Annotated in this window: 16 protein-coding genes; 8 read left to right on the forward strand and 8 right to left on the reverse strand. The window is 68.7% G+C overall.

Features of this window, described 5'->3' with window-relative positions:
• Nucleotides 1–133: 133 nt before the first annotated feature.
• Both GXY15_03060 and GXY15_03065 read right to left on the reverse strand, forming a co-directional pair.
• Nucleotides 134–1,927, reverse strand: coding sequence for a metallophosphoesterase family protein (locus GXY15_03060; protein ID NLV40193.1), 1,794 nt, complete (start codon nucleotides 1,925–1,927; stop codon nucleotides 134–136).
• Between the two features lie 70 nt (nucleotides 1,928–1,997).
• Nucleotides 1,998–3,683, reverse strand: coding sequence for a DUF4838 domain-containing protein (locus GXY15_03065; protein ID NLV40194.1), 1,686 nt, complete (start codon nucleotides 3,681–3,683; stop codon nucleotides 1,998–2,000).
• A 178-nt stretch (nucleotides 3,684–3,861) separates the two neighbouring features.
• Here GXY15_03065 and GXY15_03070 point away from each other — a divergent pair, with 178 nt between their 5' ends.
• Nucleotides 3,862–6,192, forward strand: coding sequence for a nuclear transport factor 2 family protein (locus GXY15_03070; protein NLV40195.1), 2,331 nt, complete (start codon nucleotides 3,862–3,864; stop codon nucleotides 6,190–6,192).
• 3 nt (nucleotides 6,193–6,195) lie between these two features.
• On the opposite strand, the gene GXY15_03075 is transcribed toward GXY15_03070, so the two are convergent.
• From GXY15_03075 to GXY15_03090, 4 genes are all read right to left on the reverse strand, one after another.
• Complete coding sequence (locus GXY15_03075; GenBank protein ID NLV40196.1) at nucleotides 6,196–7,635, reverse strand: DNRLRE domain-containing protein; 1,440 nt, start codon at nucleotides 7,633–7,635, stop codon at nucleotides 6,196–6,198.
• 139 nt (nucleotides 7,636–7,774) lie between these two features.
• Nucleotides 7,775–7,996 carry a hypothetical protein gene (locus GXY15_03080; protein ID NLV40197.1) on the reverse strand — a complete coding sequence of 74 codons (222 nt, stop codon included), beginning with the start codon at nucleotides 7,994–7,996 and terminating at the stop codon, nucleotides 7,775–7,777.
• 255 nt (nucleotides 7,997–8,251) lie between these two features.
• Nucleotides 8,252–9,865 (reverse strand): phosphoenolpyruvate carboxykinase (ATP), encoded by a 1,614-nt coding sequence (gene pckA, locus GXY15_03085; GenBank protein ID NLV40198.1) that lies wholly within the window; start codon nucleotides 9,863–9,865, stop codon nucleotides 8,252–8,254.
• A 460-nt stretch (nucleotides 9,866–10,325) separates the two neighbouring features.
• Nucleotides 10,326–11,207, reverse strand: a complete 882-nt coding sequence (locus GXY15_03090) for a hypothetical protein (GenBank protein NLV40199.1) — start codon at nucleotides 11,205–11,207, stop codon at nucleotides 10,326–10,328.
• Nucleotides 11,208–11,758: 551 nt separating this feature from the next.
• Here GXY15_03090 and GXY15_03095 point away from each other — a divergent pair.
• The 5 genes from GXY15_03095 (at nucleotide 11,759) to thiE (ending at nucleotide 17,752) form a co-directional block, all read left to right on the forward strand.
• On the forward strand, nucleotides 11,759–12,514 hold the full coding sequence (locus GXY15_03095; protein NLV40200.1) for an ABC transporter ATP-binding protein: 756 nt from the start codon (nucleotides 11,759–11,761) through the stop codon (nucleotides 12,512–12,514).
• Complete coding sequence (locus GXY15_03100; GenBank protein NLV40201.1) at nucleotides 12,511–14,211, forward strand: hypothetical protein; 1,701 nt, start codon at nucleotides 12,511–12,513, stop codon at nucleotides 14,209–14,211. The genes GXY15_03095 and GXY15_03100 overlap by 4 nt, the downstream gene beginning before the upstream one ends.
• 1,343 nt (nucleotides 14,212–15,554) lie before the next feature.
• Nucleotides 15,555–16,856 carry a pyridoxal phosphate-dependent aminotransferase gene (locus GXY15_03105; GenBank protein ID NLV40202.1) on the forward strand — a complete coding sequence of 434 codons (1,302 nt, stop codon included), beginning with the start codon at nucleotides 15,555–15,557 and terminating at the stop codon, nucleotides 16,854–16,856.
• A gap of 24 nt (nucleotides 16,857–16,880) precedes the next feature.
• Nucleotides 16,881–17,090, forward strand: a complete 210-nt coding sequence (thiS, locus tag GXY15_03110) for a sulfur carrier protein ThiS (protein ID NLV40203.1) — start codon at nucleotides 16,881–16,883, stop codon at nucleotides 17,088–17,090.
• Nucleotides 17,090–17,752 carry a thiamine phosphate synthase gene (gene thiE / locus GXY15_03115; protein NLV40204.1) on the forward strand — a complete coding sequence of 221 codons (663 nt, stop codon included), beginning with the start codon at nucleotides 17,090–17,092 and terminating at the stop codon, nucleotides 17,750–17,752. Before thiS ends, thiE begins: the two co-directional genes overlap by 1 nt.
• Before the next feature lie 30 nt (nucleotides 17,753–17,782).
• Here thiE and GXY15_03120 read toward each other — a convergent pair whose 3' ends face one another.
• Complete coding sequence (locus GXY15_03120) at nucleotides 17,783–19,369, reverse strand: radical SAM protein (protein ID NLV40205.1); 1,587 nt, start codon at nucleotides 19,367–19,369, stop codon at nucleotides 17,783–17,785.
• Between the two features lie 333 nt (nucleotides 19,370–19,702).
• On the opposite strand from GXY15_03120, the gene dnaG reads away from it, so the two are divergent.
• The gene (gene dnaG, locus GXY15_03125) at nucleotides 19,703–21,454 is read left to right on the forward strand and encodes a DNA primase (protein NLV40206.1); all 1,752 of its coding nucleotides are present in this window, start codon (nucleotides 19,703–19,705) and stop codon (nucleotides 21,452–21,454) included.
• 389 nt (nucleotides 21,455–21,843) lie between these two features.
• Nucleotides 21,844–23,298 carry an RNA polymerase sigma factor RpoD gene (rpoD, locus tag GXY15_03130; GenBank protein NLV40207.1) on the forward strand — a complete coding sequence of 485 codons (1,455 nt, stop codon included), beginning with the start codon at nucleotides 21,844–21,846 and terminating at the stop codon, nucleotides 23,296–23,298.
• Between the two features lie 13 nt (nucleotides 23,299–23,311).
• On the opposite strand, the gene GXY15_03135 is transcribed toward rpoD, so the two are convergent.
• Complete coding sequence (locus GXY15_03135) at nucleotides 23,312–24,190, reverse strand: aldo/keto reductase (GenBank protein NLV40208.1); 879 nt, start codon at nucleotides 24,188–24,190, stop codon at nucleotides 23,312–23,314.
• Nucleotides 24,191–24,196: the final 6 nt, after the last annotated feature.

Consider the following 24,196-nt stretch of genomic DNA (forward strand, 5'->3'; position numbering starts at 1 on the left):
CAGAAAGCATCCCTCCTGCCGGTCAGGGGATTGGTGTTCCCAGAAAAACCGGGCCGCCGCTCTCCCTGCTTTCTCCGTGCGCTCCGTGTCCCCGTGGTGAACCCCCTCCGGGAACTCCACAAGCCCCCCTCCCCTACTTGCGCAGCGTGAAGGTGTCCTGCACGTCCCCGTCGGCCTCGTAGGCGTTCATGGTGAGGGTGTCCCCGTCCACGGTGAAGGCCTGGCAGGTCGCCGCGCCGCCGAGATTCAGCACCTCGGCGTAGGGCGGGACGGGCGCTGGATGGGGACTTCCATTAACCCCCACGGAGATGAGGTACACCGGGCCGCCGCCGGCCTTCTCCCCGCCGCGCAGGGGGAAGGTGCGCTGGTAGTAGTGGACGTGGCCGCTGAGCACGATGTCCACGCCGTGCCTGTCGAAAAGGGTGCCCCACTCCCGCCGGATTTCGGGGTAGTCCTCCTCGTGGGAGTAGGGGGGGAAGTGGAGCATGGCGACCTTCCACCGGGCGTCCGAGGCGGCGAGGGTGCGGTCCACCCAGGCGCTCTGGGGGGCGATGTCCGCCGTCACGTCGAGGGACAGGAGGAGCAGGCTGCCGTAGTTCAGGGCGTAGGTCTTGCCGGGGGCCATGCCCTCGGGGCCGTTGTCGGGAAGGCGGAAAAGGGCGCTGTACAGCTCCGACCCGAGCCCGTCTATGGCGTCGTGGTTGCCGATGGAGGGGACAAGGGGCCGGCGGCGGACGAAGTCCGCGTAGTTGCCGAGCAGCGCGTCCCAGTCGTCGCGGTACTGGCCCATGCCCACAAGGTCGCCGGAGATGGCCAGGAACGCCGCGTCCGGGTGCAGGCGCGTTGCCGTCTCCAGCAGCGGCACGCTGTCCTTCTTGTTGTGCACGTCGCTCATCCAGAGGAAGGTGAAGGGCGCGTCCCCGTCGGGGGCGGTCTCAAAAACGGCGGGCGCGCTGCGGGGGCCGTCGGGCCCCGCGCCCACGGTGTACTCATACCGCGTGCCGGGGGCGAGCCCCGCGAGTTCCGCGGTGAACCAGTGCGCCTTCCGGTCGTTGATCAGGTTGCGGTCCTCCAGGACGGCGCGGGTGGCGGCGGCCTCGGCGAAGGGGGCCTCGGCGCGCCCGGCCTCGCGGTACAGCACCGTTCCCTGCTCCGTGGCGGGGCTCGTGCGCCACTGGACGGTCATGGTGGTGCGCGCGTCGCCGCTCCAGGTGAGGGTGACCAGGTCGGGGGCGGGGGTGGACGGCGCGGCGGCCTCGCGGAAGGCGCCGACCAGATGGGTCTCGCGGGCGCGCCCGCGGATGGTGGGCAGCAGGGTGTGCCCCTCAAAGGCCCCCTCCGGCACCTCCTCCAGCAGCAGATCGGTCCAGTCGAGATAGGTGTACGCGCCCCTGGCGAAGGGCATGGGCGCGCCATACACCGGCACGGCGCCGGTCACGGTGACACTCCCCCCCTTCTCCGCCGGGCCGACGCCCACGAAATAATGGGACCGGTGCAGGGCAAACCCGTTGATGCCCAGGCCGACCCGTCCTGCGGGGAACGCCTTTTGCCACACCTCGTAGGTGTAATTCTCGTTCTTGACGACCAGGTCCGTCTTCGCAAAGCCGCGCTCCTCAAGCCAGAAGGGAAGCTCCTGCTGGGAGGCGTCGCGGACCACGGACACGAGGGCCGGGGCGCTGACCTCAAAGGTCCAGTAGGCGGTGGAGAGGGTTTCCCGCTGCCCGGGGGTAAGCAGGCCCAGCACGGCGTCCGGCTGGAGCCCGTCCCGGAACGCCGCGTCACCCTCCAGGCAGCGCGCCACCAGGGCGTCCATGACCCCGGCCACGGCGGGCACCTCGGCCACCGACGGCAGGGCACCCATGAAAAGGGCCAGAAGAAGCGCGAGGGCGCGAAGCCGGAGAATGGAACAGGGTGCGGACTGCTTCATGAGATGGTCTCCCAAGGGTGCGACAATGCCGGTTGCCAAAAGGACAGGGTACCAGATTGCGCCGGGCATTTCACGGCGCGGCCGGCGCGGTGTTCCCCTCCGCCAGACGGCGGACAGCATGCCCCAAGGCCTCCGCGCGGGCGCGGGCGGCCGGGTCGGGCACCGCCGCCGCGTCCTGTGCCAGCCGGTCCGCCACCGGCCCCAGGGCGGCGCGGTCCAGCCAGGCCCCGTCGTCGTCAAGGGCGAGACGCCGCCCCCCGGCCCGCCGCTGGCCGGCCGTCAGGTCGAGGTATTCCTGGACGGCGTCCGCCGCCCCGCCGTAGTACAGCCGCAGAAACTCGGCGGTCATGTTCTCCACGATGGCGTCCGGGTCCCATAGGATGCCCGCGGCGAGATACATGCGCAGGGCCGCCAGGTCCACCCCTGCGGGGTCCGCCGCCGCCGCGCCCGCGTAGCAGACGCCGCGCACCCCGTTTTGCAGGTAGAAGAAGACGCTGTCCGCAAGCGACTCCAGACAGGGAAACGGCAGGGCCGGATCGCGCCCGTTGCACAGGTGGTCCAGCACCCACACCCCGGCCCCGGTCCGCACCCACCCCCGCACATCGTCGCCGAGAGCCTTGTTGGCCCCGTCCTGCGGGCTGCCTGCGGGCAGCGAAAAGTCGGCGTCCGCGTTGCTCAGCTGCACGACCACCCCCTCCCCCGCCTTCAGCGTGGCCGGGGGCTTCCGCAGGAAGAGCGGCAGCAGCACATGCACCCGGGGCGGACGGTCGGGAAACCGCGCCCGGAGCGCGGCGGCCACCCCGTTGGCCGTCTGCAGCACGCAGGCGGCGGAGCTCCCCTCGCGTGTGTTGAGTTCCCGGGCCGCGTCATCCAGCTCGGGACGCAGCCACGCCAGGGCATTGAGCGACCACTGGTTGGAGGCGGGCGGCCACTCGGCGGCGGCGCGGCGGGCGGCCAGGGCCGTATCCGCGCCGTCCGTCGGCGCGGCGATGAGGGCCGCCAGCTCCCCGGCGATGCGCTCCACGGCGGCACCGGACCCATAGACCACGGGCTCGGTGTCCGCTGCGGGCGGCGTTTCCTCCGGGGCGTTCCAGGCGTCAAAGTATCCCACGCCGGGCGGCGGCGCGGAGACGGGGCCGGTCAGGTGGGCACCCTGCCGGTACTCGCCCACCCCGTCCTTCCAAAGGGCGCACAGGCCCACCTCGCGGAAAGCGAAGGCGGGGCGGCGGACAATGTTCACCTGCGGCATGCGCATGGCCGCGGGCCGGGCCACCGTGAACCCGGGCTCCACCCAGCGTGTGCCGAAGACCTGTTGAAAAAAGGTGACAACCCCCTCCAGCACCGCCCCGTCCGACGGGGCGGCGAAGAGCAGCTGGCGGGTGGCCCCCTTGCTGGCATACTTGCCGGCGGGGGTGTGGGTGCGCACGATGAAGCCGTTTTCCGGCAGCCCGGACAGGAGGCCGGGGTCGAGCAGGTCCTCCGAGGCGAGGGCCGCGCCGAACCGCACGTAGATCAGATTGCCCTCCTCTGCCTTGCCGGAGAGCGGCCGCCCCGTGACCCGGTTCCAGTAGTCTGCGAAAACGTCAGCGGCCCCGGACAGCGCGGGGGAGGCGTCCTCCGGCAGCTTTACCCGAAAGTACTCGTACTTTGTGGCGTCCACCCAGGCGACGGACACCCCCTCCATGTCGGGGAACTGGCCGGGAACCTGGCCGGAAACCAGAAGAGCGGCGGACAGCGTCAGCAGGAAAGCAGCCATGTCATCGTCATCCCCAAGGGTTTTTGCGGTCTCCATGATACCACGCGGCGGGCGGGGTCCAGGAACCATTCCCGGCCTCCGGGGCATCCATCCAGAGGCGGCGCGTTTCCAAAGAGCCGCCCGGTTTGTGTGCGCGGGCCCGGCCGCCCTACAATGGCCCGGCAAAATCCGGGGTCGCATGTGCATGGTCCTCCTTCTATTAACATCCCTCATCGCGGACGCCGCCGTGCAGGCGCAGACGCCGCTGCCGCCGCTGGCGGTGGAGATCAGCGCGGAGCACCCCCTGTTTGTCTTTCAGGACGGCAACACGACGCTGCTGCCCCCGGCGGGCTACGCGGCCGCCGTGGTGGGGCACTGGGCGCAGATTCCGGAAAGCGTGCGCCCGTACAGCATGATGCTGGTCTCCCCGGCGGGCATCGCGGACTTCCGGGAGCTGCTCGCCCCGTTCCAGCAGGCCGGGGCGCCCGTGTGCCTGCGGGTCACGGACGACGGCGGCACCCCGCTGGTCCCCCTCACGGCGGTGCGGGAAATGCTGGACGCCTTTCCCATCGTGCGCGGCGTGGAGGCCCGGGGCCTGGCCTTTGACGGGTACGACCCCGCCCTGGCGGACGACGCGGGGGTTCAGCCGGACGCGGCGCGGCTGGCGGCGATGATCCGGCTTGCCGCGGGGTACGGCCGTTTTGTGATGGTCTCGCTGGAGGGGATGGCCGCACCCCGGATGCTCGCCAACGCGAACACGGCGGCGCTGTACGCGACGATCATGGAACACCGGGACCATGTGCTGCCGGTGTGCCTCCAGCGCGGCCCGAACACGGTGCCGGCGATGGGCGCGCTCATGGGCCTGTGGCTCGCAGGCGCGGCCGCGAACTGGGGGGTCGCCCCTGACGCCCGTTGGTACGCCGACGCGCGGTTCCGGGAGCCGGGCATTTTCGGGCCGGAAACCTCCCCCGACCGGATGCCCGCGTCGCTGTACCGCGCCATGATTCTGAACGGCGCCATGACGGGCGCGGCGGTCTACCTGTTTCCGTGGGAGCGCGGCCTGTGGTACGGCGGCACGCCGCAGGCGTGGACCCAGGCCATTCTGCCGACCCTTCAGCAGGTGGTGGAGGGCGGATTCATCGCCCGGCGGGATTTCGTCGCCAAACGCGCGCCCGCGGCCATGCAGCTTTCCCCGGCGGCCACGCCGGCGGAGTTTGAGACCAACGCCCGCCATCTGGACGCGGCTTTCCATGACGGCCTGCTGGTGCGCGGGGTCTACGGCGTGGAGCGCGCCGGGCAGATTCCGGAGCTGATCCTCAACCGGGGGGACCGGTTCTGGGTGCCCGTGCTTCCGGCGCACGCGCCGCCGGGGGCTGCGGGGAATTTCGCGTTTGTCGCCCGGCCGGAGTCCATCGCCTCGGCGGAGCAGTGGTCCGAGGCGCTGGGGCGCTACCATCCCCTGGAGTCCACCGGGCAGGCCGCCGTGACGCGCTCGGGGCGGGGCATCTTTGTCATGAACACGCGGGAGAACGCGGTGGAGCGGCAGGCGTTCTCCGTGCCCGACCTGCCCGCGCCGATCCGCGGATTCAACGCGCGCCGGGACGGGGGCGTCATCACGCTGTCGTGGGGGTTCCGCGAGGGGGACGTGGCCTACAACGTGTACCGGCGGACGCCGCCGGACACGCATTTCGCCCTCATTTCCAAAGGCACGGACCAGCGGCAGTTCACGGACCCGCAGCCCCCGGCGCCGGAGCAGGCTGTGGCCTATGCGGTGACGGCGCTCACGGGGGAGAAGGAGCCCCTGGAGGGGCAGGTGGGCTACGGCGAGTTCCTGGTGTTCAGCACCGTGGAAAGCCGCATCGCCGAGGAGGCGCTGCTCACGCCGCTGACGGTGGTGGCCGACAGCGCCGCCCTGCCGGGGTTCGGTGATGAGACGGCCCGGATTCAGCCGCCGATCCCCCCGCTGGAGGGGTCCGCCGACGCCATTCCGTGGTGGCCCTATTACGGCGGGCTGGACGACGCCCAGCGCGCCGTGGCCGGGGAGATTGTGGCGCGGATCGAGGCGTGGGACGGCGCCGTCGCGGCGGCGTCGCTGGACGCGGTGGCCGACCTGTACGCGGAGGACTACCGGGACGGGTCCGGCTGGGGGGCGGAGTACGCCGCCCGCGCGTGGCAGTTCTTCTTCGAGCGGTTCACCGGCCAGCGGATGCACCGGCAGATCCGCCTGTGGGATTTTTCCGCCCATGCGCTGGAGGGCCGGGTGAGCGTGCAGCTCTACGCCCTCTTTACTGCCGGGGCCGTCTCGGACGAGAGCGGCATGCGCGCGGGAAGGCCGGTCCTTTTCCCGCGCGACGCCACGGCGGAAACCTGGGTCACCTGGGCGAAGCGCGGGGATGTGTGGCGCATCGTGGAGACGCGGCCCGCCCTGCCCAATTTCCGCGACCTCGCGGCCTTGGGCGCGCCGCCCGGAAGCCTGCCCCCGGGACCGGACCGCTACCCCGCGGAAACGCCGGCGGCGCCCCTCCCCTGATCCTCAGGGCAGCAGGATGAGCATGGGCCGGAAGGCCACCCGGGTGCCGCCGCAGTAGCCGTCTTCGGACGCGCGAAACGCCTGGGAGGAAAAGAAGCGCGCCGCCCCCTCCCCCGTGCCCGCCGCCATCACCCGCAGCCCGTGGTTCGAGGCGGGGTCTGCCAACCAGTCCCGCACCTGCGCGGTGACGTCCCAGGAGGCCCATTGCCCGGCGGCCGGAACCACCGCGCCGGCGGGCGTGGACGCCGTCTCTCCCGGCGGCCTTTGGGACCAAGTCACCTCTCCCCCTTCGGCGGGACGCCCGTTTTCGCCGTTGAAGAGGTCGCTGACGCCGCCCCCTTCGGTCCACGGCCCGGCGGCGGCGGACACGCCCACTGCGGGCGGTGTCCCCCCGATACGGTCGCAGTGCATCCACAGGACGGCCTTTGAAAGCGGCGCGGTGGGCGGGATGCGGGAGAGGTCAAACCGAACCAGGGTGTCGCGGCGGCGTCCTGCGGCGGCAGAGACGCTCAGGAACGCCTCGCCGCCCGTGTTGTGACCGGGCAGGTCCTCCGCGAGGGTGGCGTCGCTGACGCCGAGGTAGGGGCAGTACCCGCAGCCTTCCGCGCCTCCGGGGGCGCCATAGGCGGGCATCTGCTGGAGACAGTGGCCGCCCGCCGCCTCGGCGTACCAGTACCGGCACCACATGGCGCAGGCGGCGGCGTTGTGCTCCATGCCGCCGAAGTAGTAATCCTCCAAATGGGTGACCGTCCACGGAAGCCGCCTCTCATAGTCCGCGGCGAAGGGCGCGGTGACCAGAGGGGCGCCCCACATAATCATCTGCTCGCGCACGTATCCCGTGCGCAGCTGCTCGCGGGTGACGGAGACGCCCGACACGGTGAGGGCCGTGTGGACCGTGTCGAGGGGGAAGTAGTCGTTCAGCATGCCCCAGTGGCGCAGGCGGTCCTTCTGGTACCGGATGAGGTCGCCGCCGATCTCCGTGACCTGATGGGTGCCGCCCTCCATTTGGGCGCTCTTTTCCAGGAAACTCAGATCGCCGCCGCTGCTGAAATGCCAGGGAATGTCCGCGATGTTGTGGCAGACCGCCCCCAGAAAGAAGGCCATTTCCCGCTGCATGCCGGCGGACGGATCGAAGCCCGCGCCCCGCCCCCGGAGTTCACCGGCCCAGGCGCGCATGAAGGGGTGCCAGTGTGACGCTTCGCCCGCGTCGGGGTTGATGTTGCCGTAGCCCCAGTCGGGAAAGGCGCAGGCGGTGTAGAGGATTTTAAGGTTCGCCCGCTTTGCGACAAGGCTTCCCAGGCCGGGCAGCATGGCGTCGGCCCCGGCGAGGTACTGCTCCGCGCAGCGGCGGCCGATCTCCGCGTGGGTTCGCGTTCCGATGGCCGGGGCGCCCGGGGCCAGCAGGGAGGCAAACAGCACGAACAGCAGTGCGGCGCGGGGCATGGGGAAGGTCTCCAGAGTAAAAACGGGATGCCTTGTTGACCCGGCACGGCGCGGCCCAGTTTCGCGGGATGGGCATGAAGAAGCCCGCCTGTGCGCGGCGGCGCAGGCGGGCGAATGCGAAAGGGGGCCGGCGGACGTCCTAGAGCTCGATGCCCGTGGTGTCGGTGCCGGTGTCGGTGCCGGTGTCCGTGGTGTCATCCACCGTTCCGCTGGGGCCGGTGGCCTTCCACGGGGCCTGGCGGTTGGCCAGCAGCAACCGGTCAATGATCTCGGTGGTGCTTTCCATTTTGATCTGGAAATTGCTGATCTGGGCCTTTTCCGGGGTCCGGCTGACGGTCTTCAAATGGCTCTTGCGCTTCATGGCATCGGTTCCTCCGCTCAGGACGTCTTGATGAACACGTATTCAATGAGCTGATCCGTCAGATTGATCAGGAACTCCTTGAACACCTCGAAATTGGAGATCTGTGACAGGGCAGGCTTGCGCGTCACAGGCCGCATGTGCTTCATCTAACAATCCTCCTGGTCCGTTTCCGGGACACAACCCGCCCCGGTGTACGGCACTTTTATACCATGAACCGCAGAGTTTGTCAACTGTTTTCTTGCCGGGCCGGGCGGATCAGAGTTTCGGGCCGAAAGCCTCGACCGCCTTCCCGCTCGGGGTGCCCGTGAACTTCTTGAAGTTGTCCACGAACATCTGGCCCAGCTTGCGCAGGCCCGCGTCGTAGGCCGCCTTGTCCGGCCAGGTCTCGCGCGGGTCGAGAACCTTGCTGTCCACGCCGTTCAGGGACACCGGCACGTCGAAATTGAAGACGGGCATCGTGCGGAACTCGGCCTTCTCCACCGACCCGTCCAGGATGGCGTCAATGATGGTGCGGGTGGCCGTGATGTCCATGCGGGAGCCGACGCCGTAGGGGCCGCCGACCCAGCCGGTGTTCACGAGGTAGGCGCGGGTGCCGTGGCGCTCCATCTTTTCGCCGAGGATGTCGGCGTACATGGTGGGGTGGACGGCGAGGAAGGCCGCGCCGTAGCAGCTGGAGAAGGTGGCCTTGGGCTCCGTGACGCCGAGCTCGGTGCCCGCGACCTTGGCGGTGTAGCCGCTGAGGTACTGGTACATCGCCTGCTCCTGCGAGAGGCGGGCGACGGGCGGCAGGATGCCGAAGGCGTCGCAGGCAAGGAAGATGACCACCGACGGGTGGCCCCCCTTGGAGACGGGCTTCACGATGTTGTCAATGTGCTGGATCGGATAGGAGACGCGGGTGTTCTCGGTCTTGCTGCCGTCCTGGAAGTCCACCGACCCGTCTTCCCGGATCACCACGTTCTCCAGCAGCGCGTCGCGGCGGATGGCGTGGTAGATGTCCGGCTCCTTCTCCTCCGACAGGTTGATCACCTTGGCGTAGCAGCCGCCCTCGAAGTTGAAGACACCCTCGTTGTCCCAGCCGTGCTCGTCGTCGCCGATGAGCGCGCGCTTCGGGTCCGCCGACAGCGTCGTCTTCCCCGTGCCCGAAAGGCCGAAGAAGAGCGCCGTGTCGCCGCCCTTGCCCATGTTGGCGGAGCAGTGGAAGGCGCCCACGCCCTTCAGGGGCAGGAAGTAGTTCATGATGGTGAACACGCCCTTCTTGATCTCGCCGCCGTACCACGAGCCCCCGATGAGGGACATGCGCTCCTGGATGTTGGACGCGGCGAAGACCTCGGACCGCATCCCAAACTTCGCGAAGTCGGGGTTCGTGGTCTTGCAGGCGTTCAGGATCGTCCAGTCGGGCTCGAAGCCCGCCAGTTCCTCCGCCGTCGGGCGGATGAACATGTTCTTGCTGAAGTGGGCGAGCCAGGCGACCTCGGCGACCACCCGCACGCGGATGCGCGTGTCGGGGTTGGTGCCGACAAACCCGTCAACAACGTACAGGTCCTTGCCGTCGAGCTGCCTCTTGACGAGGCCCTTCAGGTGCTCCCACGCCTCCGGGCTCAGGCGCTTGTTGTTCGAGCCCTTGTTCTCCGGGCCTTCCCACCACAGGTTGCCGCGCGAGGTCTCCTCGTCCACGAAGTACTTGTCCTGCGGGGAGCGGCCGGTGAAACGGCCCGTGTCCACGGACACGGCGCCGAAACTGGTGACGGTGCCCTTCTCCAGCCCCTCCAGCTCCGGATTGGTCTCGTGCTTGAACAGTTCATCGTAGGAAAGGTTGTAGAAGACCTTTCCGGGCACGATACCATGCTTTTCGAGATTCGGGGTGGTCATCGGGGGGGATCCTCCTGTGGGTTGGATTCGGTGGGCAGACAGCCCGCGCCAGAACGGCGCGACCGCCTGTAGTACTGAACGCCTCGCAGTTGGACCGGAATTGTAGCACAGAGCCCGGGAACCTGTCCATTTTCTGGATCACCCCAAACAGGCAAAAGCCGTCTCAGCCACGGAAAACCGCCCACACGGCGGCCAGCCCCTCCACCCACGCGCGAAGCGCGGTCCTGATCTCATCGGTGCAATAACAACCCGCCTTGTTGCATTGAGTTCTGCTTCGATGCAACAAGAATGCCTGCAATGTGCCCCAACCGCCCCTTCGATGCAATAGGGCAACCGGCCTTACGGGTTGCCGGGTCTCCAATAGAAGCCCTTCGCCATGGGCCATGCCCCCCGTCGCGGGTTGTGGGCCGGCGCGCCCGCCCGCATCAAGCGCGCAGTCTCCCGTCCTTCGCGGCGGGCGCTACAGCTTTTTGGGGCCTTGCAGGATGGCCTGGGTGAAGGGGTTGCAGTGTTCTCCATTGTGCTCCGGGGGATGGCAGAGCAGGCAGTCCATCTTGCCGCGGGTGTGGGATTTCTCGCCGACATCATGGCATTTCAGGCATCCGGCGGCCTGCGCGGGGACGGGGTGCGCGCGCTCGAAGGTTTTTGCGTGCACCGCGTTGAGCAGCTCCGCAGCCTTCGCCGCCACGTCGCCCGTGAGGCGCGCGCAGCGCTCGGAACGCTCCGGCGAGCCGCTGCCCAGGTCGGCCGCCTTGCACCAGCGGGTCACCGACAGGTGGCACAGGTTGTCCCCGGCGACGCTCTGCGGCAGCGCGGTCCGGATGGTGTACGGGTCGTCCTCAAAGTACCCCCCGTCTGCGGCGTAGCCGTTGCTGGTGTCCGTGGGGAGCACGGTGACGGCATACCAGCTCAACAGCTCGCTCATGACCTCCTCGGTGGTCTTCTTGTCGCACACCAGGTTGACGGCCGCGCCGCAGCCGTTCAGCGCGCCGCACAGGGAGCCGAACCCGGCCACGCCGCCGCCGCCGTACCCCATCATGCCGCAGGGCACCTTGTCAAAGGGATGGCCGGCCGCGTCGGCCAGCGCACCGACAATCGCCGAGAAGGCCCCCTCGCAGCAATGGCCTTTGGAATAGTGGCGGTGCGCCCGCTTCCGGATGTCCTCCGGATCCAGGGCAGCATAGGACCAGGGCAGGGGCGGCATCGCCGGTTCGGATGCCGGCGCAGGGGGAGCCTCCGCCGAGGCCCTGCCGACCACCAGACCGCCCAGCCCCGCCGCCCCCAAGACGCCCGTGTGAATGCCCAGATTTCCCAAAAACTGACGACGGTCGGAAGACTGCATGAGTACTCCTTATGCGCGCATTCAGCGGCGGCGCGTCTGCCTCGATGCGCCTGAAACCCCGGCCATTCGCGGAGTTTCCCGCCGCAACCTAATGAGAACGCCTCTAATTTAGCACAAGCGCGTCCCCTCGCGTAAAGTGCCGCCTCTGTGGCGGGTCAGGCGGGGATGGGAGTTATGGGAAGTATGGGAAGTAGGGGAGGCTGGGAAGCGATGGGCTTCAGCGGGTCACCGCCCGGAGGCGGGAATTCTGCCTATGAAATGAGGGTTGCGGGAGGGCTGGAAATGTAGACGCGGCATCTTGCCGCGTTCTTGGGGTTTTCGTTGGCCCAAAGAACGCGGCAAGATGCCGTGTCTACTTTGTGGGCGCTCTCGCTGGCTTACTTCATTGCCAAGGAGCGGAGCGGCTGTGGCAATCTCGTTCCCGCCCCGGCTTCGGTTCTCACAACGTCTTATCCGGCGATCAGGGCTCTTCCCTCATCGGTGTTCATCGCCGTTCATCGGTGGTTCCGTCCCGTTTGTCCGGGGCTTGGGCGGCGGAGTATGATTTCGGCATGGAATACTGCATCGAAACGGAGGCCCTGACGAAGCTGTACGGGGAGTTCCGCGCGGTGGACGGGTTGTGCCTGCGCGTGGAGAAGGGGTGTTTCTACGGGTTTCTGGGGCCGAACGGGGCGGGGAAGTCCACGACGATCAAGATGCTGACGGGGATCACGCTGCCGAGTTCGGGGTCGGCGCGGCTGCTGGGGCTGGACCTGGCGCGGCGGGGGCTGGAGATCAAGCGGCGGATCGGCGTGGTTCCGGAGGATTTGGGGCTGTTCGACCACCTGACGGCGCGGGAGTATCTGGGGTTCGTCGGCCGGATGCACGGGCTGCCGAAGGAGGTGGTCCTGCGGCGTTCGGGGGAGCTGCTGGACCTGCTGGGGCTGGCGGAGGCGGAGAAGACGCTGACGCTGGAGTACTCGCACGGGATGCGGAAGAAGCTGGCCTTTGCCGCGGCGATCCTGCACGACCCGGAGCTGCTGTTCCTGGACGAGCCCTTTGAGGGGATTGACGCGATCTCCTCGCGGACGATCCGGCAGGTGCTGGACCAGATCCGCCGGCGGGGGGCCTCGATCTTCCTGACGTCGCACATTCTGGAGATTGTGGAGCGGCTCTGCACGCATGTGGGGATCATCCAGTCGGGCCGCCTCGTGAGCCAGGGCACGCTGGAGGAGCTGACGCGGGACCGGTCGCTGGAGGAGGCCTTCCTGGCGGCGGCGGAGAGTCCGGCCAACGGACAGGCCAGCCTGTCCTGGCTGGGTTCGTGATGGTCGCACGTCAGGCCGCCGCGCTGGTCGCCCTGCGGTGGCGGCTTTTCCTGCGGGCGTGGACCCTCAAGAAGACCGTCAGCTCCATCATCGTGGTCACCTTCTACGCCACCCTGGTGATCTTCCTGTCGGGGCTGGCCACGGTGGGGTTCTACGCCCTGGCGGCCCATGGGCTGGGCAAGGCGGACTCCGTCGCCGGATGGCTGGCCCTGATGGACATTCCGGCGGGCCTCTTCTCCCTGCTGTGGATGTGGGGGCTGCTGCTGGAGCTGCAGCGGTCGGACCTGCTCGACCTGAAGAAGTTCATGCACCTGCCCGTGTCCCCCGGCATGATCCATGGAATTAACTTCACGGCCTCGCTGGCGGGGCCGCTGGTGCTGGGGTCCATCCCCCCGCTGCTGGGGCTCCTCGCGGGGCTGGGACAGCGGTACGGCTGGGGGGCCGTGCTGCCGGGGGCGGCGGTGGCCGCCGGGTTCATCGTGATGCTGGAGGCGTGGGCGCACTACTTCCGGGGGTGGATGGCCCTGGTGATGGAGGACAAGCGGAAGCGCCAGCTCGTGTTCGCCGTGCTTCCGCTGACCTTTGTGCTGCTCGCGCAGCTGCCCAGCCTGCTCTCGCACCTGCTGCGCGAGGGCATGGACCCGCAGGACACGGCGATGCTCCTGCAAGGGGAGGCCGGGAGGTGGTTCGAGGAGGGGCACACGGTGATGCCCCTGGGTTGGGCGGCCCTGGGCCTGCGGGCCGCGGCGGACGGCAACGCGGCGGGCGTGCTGTCGGTGCTGGCGCTTGAGGGGCTTGTGACGGCGCTCGGGCTGGCGCTGGGGCTGCGGTCCACGCTGGCCTACTACGCCGGCGAGGCGTCGAACGGAAAGGCGGCCCGGAAAACGGCGGCAACGCCGGCGACCCCGGACGCACTCCCCGTCACGCTGCGTCCCCTGCCCCTCTTGAGCGGCGAAACCGCCGCGCTGGCGCGCGCCTTCTTCCACTCCAACCTTCGCCACCCCTCCATCCGCATCCAGCTCATCATGCCGCTGTGCGTGGGCGCGCTGCTGTTCGCCATGTACCACACCGGGGCCTACGGCGACCTGGGCGGCAACGAGCGGGTATGGATGCCCACGGCCCTGATCGTGTGGCCGTTCCTCAATTTCGCCGTGCCCCTGCTCAACGTCTTCGGGGCCGACGGCAGCGGGTTCCGCGGCCTGATGCTCCTGCCCGCGCCGCGGCGCGCCTTTCTGCTGGCGAAGCACCTGGCCTTCCTGCCCTTCATGGCGGGGCTGTCCGGGGTCTTCTGCCTGGCGGGGATGCTGCTGCCCGGCGGCGGCCCGGCCACGGCCGCCCTGTCCATGGTGAACGTCGCCTACCTCTACTGCGGCTTCTGCGCCGTGAGCTGCTGGACCTCGGTGCTCCTCCCCTTCCGCATGGGGCGCAACCTCATGCGCGCCAAAGGCAACCGCACGGCCTTCTCCCTGACGGGGCTTGTGTCGCTGGCGGTGATCTCGGCGCTGTTCACGCCGACAGGGCTCGTGCTGAACGGGTACGCCCGGGGGCTGGGGTTCGCGCCGGTGCTGGCGGTTTCGGCGGCTCTGGCGGCGGCGGCGGGCCTCGCCTACCGCTGGTGCCTCGTGCGGGCGGGCGACCTCCTGCACACGCGCGAAACCGCCGTCCTGGAGGCCCTGCTCCGCCGCGACGACGAGTAGCGGCTCCGGCGGAGACTCCCGCGGCCCAAGGCCGCCGGGACAGCGGCGCTACGGAACAGCCCCCGTCAGCCCGCCCCCGTACCGCCAGCGTCTCGCTGGCCTTGTCTTCAGCCCGCCACCAGTTTGGCTCGCACCCATCTTTATCCGGCCATCAGGGTTGACAGGACTCCGTGCCATGGCGGCAGCGTGCCGGCGAGGAAGTTCACATGGATGGACAGGATGGGCAGGATAAGAAAGATAATCCTGTCCATCCTGTCCATCCATGTCAATTCTTTCCGGACGTCGGTGTGGACAAGCCCGAAGACAAGGCCGCCGGGACGGCGGCGCTACGGAACAGCCCCGTCAGCCCGCCCCCGTACCGCCAGCGTCTCGCTGGCCCTGTCTTCAGCCTCGCCACCGGTTTGGCTCGCACCCATCTTTATCCCGCCATCAGGGTTGACAGGACTCCGTGCCATGGCGGCAGGGTGATGGGGAGGGAGTTCACATGGATGGACAGGATGGGCAGGATAAGAAAGATAATCCTGTCCATCCTGTTTATCCATGTCAATTCTTTCCGGACGTCGGTGTGGACAAGTGCGAAGACAAGGCCGCCGGGACGGCGGCGGTACGGAACAGCCCCGTCTGCCCCCCCCCGTACCGCCAGCGTCTCGCTGGCCTTGTCTTCAGCCTCGCCACCGGTTTGGCTCGCACCCATCTTTATCCGGCCATCAGGGTTGACAGGACTCCGTGCCATGGCGGCAGCGTGCCGGCGAGGAAGTTCACATGGATGAACAGGATGGACAGGATAAGAAGACGAATCCTGTGCATCCTGTTTATCCATGTCGATTCTTTCCGGACGTCGGTGTGGACAAGCCCGAAGACAAGGCCGCCGGGACGGCGGCGCTACGGAACAGCCCCGTCTGCCCGCCGCCGTGGCGCGGGCGTCACGCCTGCCCTGTCTACTTTCTGGCCACCGTGCGAGACGGCCATGCCGTAACCGAAGAGGGCGCGGCAAGCAGCGCCCCTACCCGCCCAGGCTTTGGGCGCCTGCGGGAACTGGGGGCCGTGCCGCACACCAAAAGGGCGCGGCAAGCAGCGCCCCTACCCGCCCAGACCTTGGGCCTTCGGGAAGATGCGGGGCCATTCTCCTGTGAATGCGCGGATTCGGGCTTTTCCGGTGCGCCGCGCGAATTGCATTCCGCGCGGCGGAGGGCCTATCATAACGGCCCAAAGCCCCCCTCTCCGCCGGGGTGTTGGAGCCGCGCGAACCGCGCAGTTTCCCGGCGGACTCCCGCACCACCATTCCGGCAGGGGGGCGGTATTACCCGCGGGCGGCGCCCCGCGGCGGGCAGGAAACGCGTGACATGAGAAGAGACATCGTCCACGAGGGCGCGACAAACCTGAAGTACGAGATCCGGGAGATCGTCGGCGTGGCCCGGGAGGTCCGGGGCCTCGGCCAGCCGGTCACCTGGGAGAACATCGGCGACCCGATCGAGAAGGGCGAGGTGCTCGCCCCGTGGATCCGGGACATCCTGCACGAGCTGCTGGACCAGCCGAAGTCTTTCGGCTACTGCGACACGGCGGGGGTGCCCGACACGCGGGCCTTCCTGGCGGACCTGGTGAACCAGCGGGAGGGCGGCGCGCAGATCACGCCGGAGGACCTGCTGTTCTTCAACGGCGTGGGCGACGCCGTGGCGCGGGTGTACGGGTTCCTCAAGCGCGAGGCGCGCATCCTGGGGCCGTCGCCGGCCTACAGCACGCACTCGTCCGCCGAGGGCGCGCACTCGGGCTACAGCCACGTCACCTACGACCTGGACCCGCACAACGGCTGGATGCCGAACGTGGACGACATCCGGAACAAGGTGAAGTACAACGACGCCATCGCGGGCATCCTGCTGCTGTCGCCGGACAACCCGACGGGGGCGGTCTATCCGCGCGGGGTGCTGGACGAGATCGTGAAGATCGCGCGGGAGCACGACCTGTTCATCATCGCGGACGAGATTTACGCGCACATCACCTACCCCGGCCAGCCGCACCTGCACCTGAGCCAGTGGGTGCAGGACGTGCCCGGCATCGCCATGCGCGGCATCAGCAAGGAGTACCCCTGGCCCGGCGCGCGCTGCGGCTGGATCGAGATCGTCAACCGCCGGCGCGACGCCAACTTCGCCACCTACGCGGAGAGCCTGCTGGCGGCCAAGCGCCTGGAGGTCTGCTCAACCACCCTGCCGCAGATGTCCATCCCCCGCGTGTTCGGCGACCCGCGCTACAAGGACCACCTCGCCCGCCGCGCGGGCATCTTCGCCGCGCGCGCCGAGGAGGCCGTCCGCGCCTTCGACGGCTGCGACGCCGTCATCGTCAACAAGCCGGGCGGCGCGTTCTACCTGACCGTCATGTTCAAGGACGGCGTCCTCAACGGGCGGCAGACGCTGCCCATTGAGAACCCCGCCGTGCGGGAGCGCATCGGCGAGCTGGTGAAGAACGTCTCGGTGGACAAGCGCTTCGTCTATTACCTCATGGGCGCCACGGGCATCGTGGTCGTCCCCCTCAGCGGGTTCCAGTGCGTCCACAACGGCTTCCGCGTCACCCTCCTGGAGAGCGACGACGAGAAGCGCGCGTGGATTTTCCGGACCCTGCGCGGGGCGGTGGACCAGTACACGGGCGGATGACCCGCCCCCAACCGGAGGCCGGACATGCAGACCCTCGCCGTCACGGTGAACGGGGAGCGCCGGGAGGCGCCTGCGGGCGCGACCGTGCTCTCGCTTCTGGAGTCCCTGGCGCTGGACCCGGCCCATGTGGTCGTCGAGCGCAACGGGGAAATCCTGCGGCGGGAGGATTTCTCCGCCACCCCCCTCGCGGAGGACGACGCCCTCGAGGTGATCCGCTTTGTGGGGGGCGGGTGATGACCCACGCGGAACGCATGCGGCGCTTCGATGCCGCCGACCTCTATGTCGTCATCACGGAGGCGCACTGCGCCGGACGCACGGCCCTGGAGGTGCTGGACGCCTGCCTCGAAGCCGGGGTCACGCTGGTGCAGATGCGCGAGAAGGACCGCTCCGGAAAGGAGCTGACGGCGCTCGGCCGGGAGTTCCGCGCGCGCACCCGCGCCGCGGGCGCCCTGCTCATCGTGGACGACCGGGTGGATGTCGCGCTGGCCGTGGACGCCGACGGCGTCCACCTCGGCCAGGACGACCTGCCCCTCGCCGACGCGCGGCGCGTCGCCCCGGAGCTCATCTTGGGCGCTTCGAGCCACAACGTGGAGGAGGCGCTGGCCGCCCAGGAGGCGGGGGCCAGCTACGTCAACATCGGCCCCGTTTTCGCCACGCAGACCAAGTCCGTGCCCACGGGCGTGGTGGGGCCGGAGATGATTGACGCCATCCGCCCGCACCTGCGCGTCCCCTTCACCTGCATGGGCGGCATCAAGGCCGGCAACATCGGCCGGATCCTCGCGCGCGGCGCGCGCCATTGCGCCGTCGTCACCGCAGTCACCGCCGCCCCCGACCCCCGCGCCGCCGCCGAGGAACTCCGCGCGCTCATCCGACGTCACCGCGCCGGAGAGGCGTAGCCTTCGCGCACCGCCGCCGTCCGGCGGGGCTCAGCGCGCGCCCCCGCCGCGAATCGCCCCCTTGATCCACAGCAACTGGTCCAATACCCCGAGATTCCTGCAGGCTTTGAGCAGTTCGACGCGGCGGATTTCGGCCCGGGCGCGGCGGCGTTTTCCGGAGGCGTCGCGGCGCTCTCCGTCGGTGAGGGGGCTGTCTTCCCCCAGGGCGGCGGCGTAGGCCTTCAGGAAGCGCCGGCCCGTCTCGGGGCTCTTCTGCTCAAGCTCCATGTCGGTGCGGCCGGGGACCAGTCCCAGCTCCGTCATCTCATCGGTGAACCGGCGGAGCCGGTCCACGCGCATCTCGAAGGTGTTGCGCCCGTCCCGGGTGCGCCAGTCGAAGGTGGGGGCGCCGTCGGCCATCTCGATGTCGAACTCGTTCCTGCGCCACCACATGTCGGAGTTCCCCACCTGGAAGGTGGTGGCGCTGACAACGCAGTCAATCCAGTCCCGGTTGTCGCGCATGAAGCGCAGGGTCTCCTGGAAATGCTCCTCCGTCTCCGGGGGGAAGCCGAGGATGATGTTGAGCTCGGTGCGGATGCCGGCGTCGTGGCACGCGCGGATGAAGGCGGCGCCGCTCTCCGCCGTGTGGTACTTGTTCATGCGGCGCAGGGTGTGGGTGCAGCCGCTTTCGAGGCCCACAATGGCCACGGTGAGCCCGGACCGGCGCAGTTTCCGGAAGAGCTCGGGCCTCATGCCGCGGTGCGCCATGAGGTTGCCGCCGTACTTGACGTCAATCCCGCGGCGCAGAATCTCGTCGGCCTTCGCCTCCAGCGCCTGGACGCTCCCGTTCATCAGGGGGTCGTTGTAGATGAAGAAGTCGGTGTCATAGCGCTCCTTGAGCCAGGCAAGCTCGTCCACCTGGTGGGCGGCGGACCGGGTGCGGAACCCGGGCGTGCGGTGGCGGTCATTGCAGAAGACGCAGCGGCCGATGCACCCGCGGCTGCCCATGAGGGGCAGGTCGGGCACCTCGTAGAGCGGCAGGTCCGTCTCCTCAAAGGTCGGCCAGGGAATCTCGTCCAGATTGTCGGCGAGGGGCCGGGGGGACGTGAGCCGCCAGCCGTCGCCGTGGGGCAGGTAGAGCCCGGGCACCTCCTCCAGGTTCTGGCATCCCCGGGCCAGGACGTCCCGCAGCGTGTGCTCCCCCTCCCCCTTGCAGATGGCGTCGGCGAGGGACGGGTCAATGCCGTGCAGGTCGCTCTCGTAGTACACGGCATAGCCGCCGAAGAGAATCTTCTTGCGGGGGAAGCGCTCGCGTACGCGCCGCGCCATCATCAGGGTGAGTTCCCGGTTTGTGGCGGTCAGCGAGAAGCCGACCACGTCCCCCTCGATCTCCTCCACGTCCAGGAAGGCCGACAGGAAGCGCATGTCCCCCTGGAGCCAGGCCTGGTGGTAGCGCGACTCGGTCCAGAACTCGCCCAGGCCAAGGCGGCGGCACAGGTCGAAGAGGCGGATGTTGTAGTCCAGATACTGGACGCGGCAGCCGAGGGAGCGCGCGGTCTGGCAGACATAGGCCGTGGCGCAGGACGGCTCCCGCGAGTCCCATTTCGGCATCAGGATGATGGTCACATCGGCGGGCATGAAATCCTCCGTTCCCAACGGAGTCTAGGGGGGTTTCCGCTGGAATGTCAACCCCCTCCGCCGCCGTTATGCCAATTGGCGGGCCTGTCGTCCGGTGGTTCGCGCCGTATCGGCCGCCCTCTTGACACCCCGGGGGGAAAGGTGGTACCATTGGGTGACTTGACAAAGTGCAAGCGGTAGAGGAATGCTTTTTTTTGCGTTTCTTGCACTACCCCGGCCGCACGGTCGGCGCGTAAGCTCCTGATATGACTGGGACTTGCGCCTTTTTTTGTCTGTGAAGTCCAGGAAGGATGCGTCCTGCCAGTGAAGGTTTCGCGGGAAACAATCAACCAAGTGCGCGCAGCGGTGGACATTGTGGAGGTTATCGGCGCGCGCATTTCGCTGAACCCGTCGGGCGGGGAGCGCTACAAGGCCCTTTCCCCGTTCACCAACGAGAAGACGCCGTCCTTCATCGTGAGCCGCGACCGCCAGATGTTTCACTGTTTCAGCAGCGGGCGGGGCGGGGACGTGATCAGCTTCCTGATGGAGTTTGAGGGGCTGAGCTTTGCGGAGGCCCTGCGCAAACTGGCGGACCAGGCGGGCATCCCGCTGGCCCCGGCATCGGAGCAGGACGACCGGGAGGAATACCTGCGGACGCAGCTGCTGGAGCTGGGCCGCTTTGCGGCGGATTTCTACAAGCGGCTGCTCGCGGAGCCGCTGGCGGGCGCGCCGGGCAGGGACTATCTGGCGAAGCGCGCGTTGAAGCCCGAAACCGTGGCCAAGTTCGGCCTGGGCTACGCGCCGGACCAGTGGGACACGCTGGTCTCGGCGGCGCTGAAACGCCAGTTTAAGAATTATGTGCTGGAGGCGTCGGGGCTGTTCCGCCGGGGGGAGTCGGGCGGGCGCGGCCTGTATGACTTCTTCCGAAACCGGGTGATTTTCCCGATCCGGGACATTTCGGGGAACGTGGTCGCCTTCGGCGGGCGGGACCTGGGCCAGAGCCCGGCGAAGTACATCAACTCACCGGAGACGGCGGTCTATAAGAAGAGCAAGGTGCTCTACGGGTTGCATGAGGCGCGGGAGGGCATCCGGGCGGAGAAGTGCGCGGTGCTGGTGGAGGGCTATTTCGACCTGCTGCGCTGCTTTGACGCGGGGATCACGAACGTGGTGGCCACCTGCGGCACGGCGCTGACGGAGCAGCAGGCCGCCCTGATCCGGCGCTACGCGCCAAAGGTGGTGCTGGTGTATGACGGGGACGCGGCGGGGGTGAAGGCGGCGCTGCGGGGCAGCGGGGTGCTGACGGCGGCGGGGCTGGAGGTGACGGCGCTGGCGCTCCCGGACAACAAGGACCCGGACGACTTCATCCGGGCCGACGGGGCGGACCGGTTCCGGGAGATGGTGAAGAATGCGCCGGATTTCGTGGCGTTCTACGCGCGCATGAACCGGGACCGCGCGGTGACGGTGGAGGGGCGCACGGAGGTGGCCCGGGAACTTTTCGAGATGATCCGGCATGTGACGGACCGGATGAAGGTGGACGGCTACCTCAACGAGATCGAGCGGGCGCTGGGCCTCCAGCCCTGGTCGTCGCGGCGCGAGTTTGAGCGGGTGGCGGCGGAGCGGGAGCGCGGCCCGGCGGCCGCGGCTTCGGGCGGGCGCACGGCGGCGGCCCCGGCGGAACGCCCCGCACTACACCGGGACGATGTGGAGTTTCTGGCGGCGGTGCTGGCCCACCCGGCGCTGCTGCGCCGGGCGGCGGAGGCCTGCGCGGGCCTGACCCTGCCGGAATCGCCCTTCACGGAGGCGCTGCGGGCGCTGTTTGCGGCGGGCGGGGCGACCCCGGCGGCCGCCGACGGGCTGGAATCGGACACGGCGAAGGCGCTGTGGTCCGGGGCGATGGTGGACGAGCCGCCGGCCGCGGACCGGGCGGAGGAGGTGGTGACGCAGCGGGTCACATCACTGGTCCGCGACGCGATCCGGCGGGAGTCCGAGGGGCTTCTGGCGGAAATCGCCCGGGCGGACCGGGACAAGGACTGGTCGGCGCTGCGGCGGCTGCAGCAGCGGAAAATAGAGCTTGACCGGCGGCGGGACGGACTTCCCGCGGCCTAAGAGGGACATGGCGCGGTTTGGCGCGAAACGCCCGGCCCGCCCCAGCGGACATCAACCACGCTTCTGAGGTGAACATGACGGCAAAGAGCAAGACCCCCGGCAAGAAATTCGACCCGAAGCAGGCGCAGCAAACCCTGGCGGCCGCCAAGTCCCGGGGAAAGCTGTCCCTGGACGAGATGGACAAGATTCTGCCGGAAGACGCGGGGGCGGAGGAGATTGACCGGGTCATGATCTCGCTGTGCAACGCGGACCTGGACCTGGAAGAGGCGGCGGCGCCCGCGCCGGCGCCCGCGCCCGCCGGCGGCAACGGCAAGGCGGCGGCAAAAGAGGCGCCGAAGAAGGACCTGGCCCTGCAGAAAACGCTGGAGCGGGCGGACGACCCGGTGCGCATGTACCTGCGCGAAATGGGCCGGGTGCCCCTGCTGACAAAGGACCAGGAGGTCGCGATCGCGAAGCGGATCGAGGCGGCGGAGACGGAGCTGATCGAGGTGATCCTGGGCACGCCGTACACGGTGAAGGAGGTGCAGATGCTCGCGGCGCGCATCCTGGCGGGCCGCCTGAACTTTGTGAACATCACGGACGAGGAGGAGCCCCGGTTCCACCACCGCTTCGTGAAGGACCTGCCGGTGTTCATGGAGCAGATCGGCGACCTGGAGGCGGACATCGAGTCGCAGGAGAAGCGGCTGCGCCGGTCCAACCTGTCAGCGAAAAGCATGGAGAACATCGAGGAGCGCATCCGGGAGTTCCGCGACAAGCAGGGCGGCATCATCCGCGAGTTCCGGCTGAAGCCGCGCGAGATCATGAAGATCGGGCGGCGGATCAAGGGGCTCAAGCGCCGCATCCTGAACGCTACGCTGGAGATTGACACGATCACGCGCAAGATCGGCCTGAGCGCCGAGGATATCCACAAAATCAGCGCGCAGGCGCGCAGGCGCCCCCGCATCCTGCCGGAGATGGGCATTGACAAGGGCGACCTGGCCGAGGCGGAGCGCCGCCTGAACGTGGCCCAGCGCAAGATAGACCAGATCGGGAAGGACTCGCACCTGGACCCGGCGCAGATCAACGAGCTGATTGACGTCATCGCGAAGAAGGAGGACAAGATCTACCAGGCGAAGATGGAGCTGGTGGAGGCCAACCTCCGGCTGGTCGTGAGCATCGGCAAGAAGTACACGAACCGCGGCATGTCCTTCCTCGACCTGATCCAGGAGGGGAACATCGGCCTGATGAAGGCGGTGGACAAGTTCGAGTACCAGCGGGGCTACAAGTTCAGCACCTACGCGACGTGGTGGATCCGGCAGGCGATCACGCGGTCCATCGCGGACCAGGCGCGCACGATCCGCATCCCGGTCCACATGATCGAGTCCATCAACAAGCTGATGCGGACCCAGCGCAAGCTGGTGCAGACCTACGGCCGCGAGCCCACGGCGGACGAGATCGCGCACGCCATGGAGATGACGACGGACAAGGTGCGCGGCATCCTCAAGATCGCGCAGGAGGCCATCAGCATCGAGACGCCCATCGGCGACGAGGGCGACTCCAGCTTCGGCGACTTCATCCCCGACGTGACGGCGGAGAACCCGGCGAACAACACGGCCTTCGAGGTGTTCAAGGAGCGCCTGACCGAGGTGCTGCACACGCTCACGGAGCGCGAGCGCATGGTGATCATCCTGCGCTTCGGCATCGGCGACGGGTACCCCCGCACGCTGGAGGAGGTCGGCAGCGTGTTCAACGTGACCCGCGAGCGCGTCCGCCAGATCGAGGCGAAGGCCATCCGCAAACTGCGCCACCACACGCGGGCGCAGAAGCTCATGCCCTTCCTCGACTGGAGCCTGCGCCACTCCTGAGCGGGGCGGGGCGTCAGGCGGACGGCGCCATGCGCCCCATCACCTCGTCCATCTGCGCCGTGCCGATGAAGCCGATGGTCATGGCGTCCACGCCGATCTCCGCCGCGAAGCGGAAGGACTCCTCCATCTTCGCGACGACCTCGGGCTTGCCCTCGCCGAGGATCTTCATGCCGAGGAGGCCCTTGCCCGCCGCGCGCACGCGCCTCAGGATGCCCGCCACGGCCTCCGGGGGGCCGTCCATGTTGACACCGAAGGGGTTGATCCGGGCGAGAACCACGTCCACCCACGGCTCGTCGGGCACGCGCTCGAGGGCCTGGAGGCTGTGGCAGGACAGGCCGTGGGCGCGGATGTGGCCCTTCGCCTTGGCCTCCGCCAGCACGTCCATCGCGCCGCGCAGGGTCTCCGGCCAGTTCTCCTCGCCGTTGCGGACACAGTGCATGAGCACGACGTCAATGCGGTCGGTGGACAGCTCGCCGCGCATGCGCTCGAGGTCGCGGCGGACGGCCTCCGGCTCGCGGGACCACACCTTGCTCAGGAGCATGACCTCGTCGCGCGGGATGGACCGCCGCATGGCCTCGCTCATGTAGTGGTGCGACCCGTAGCGGTCGGCCATGTCAAAGTAGCGGATGCCCTGCCGGTAGGCGTGCTCCAGCATGCCCACATACTCCGAGCCGCTCATGGCCATGCTCTGCGACGTGATGCCGGGCGCGCTGCCGCGCACGCCGGTGCCCACGCCGAGATAGGTGCAGGAGATGCCGGTCTTTCCCAGGGTCCGCATGTCGGTCGGCCTGGGGAGGGCCGCCGCCTCGCCGCGCGCGCCGGGCATCATCGCCGCCGCCGCCAGCGCCCCCGCCGTCCCCTTCAGAAAGCCGCGCCGGTCCATGTCGTTCATGCCGTT

The organism is Candidatus Hydrogenedentota bacterium (genome assembly GCA_012730045.1).
Classification (GTDB): Bacteria; Hydrogenedentota; Hydrogenedentia; order Hydrogenedentales; family CAITNO01; genus JAAYBR01.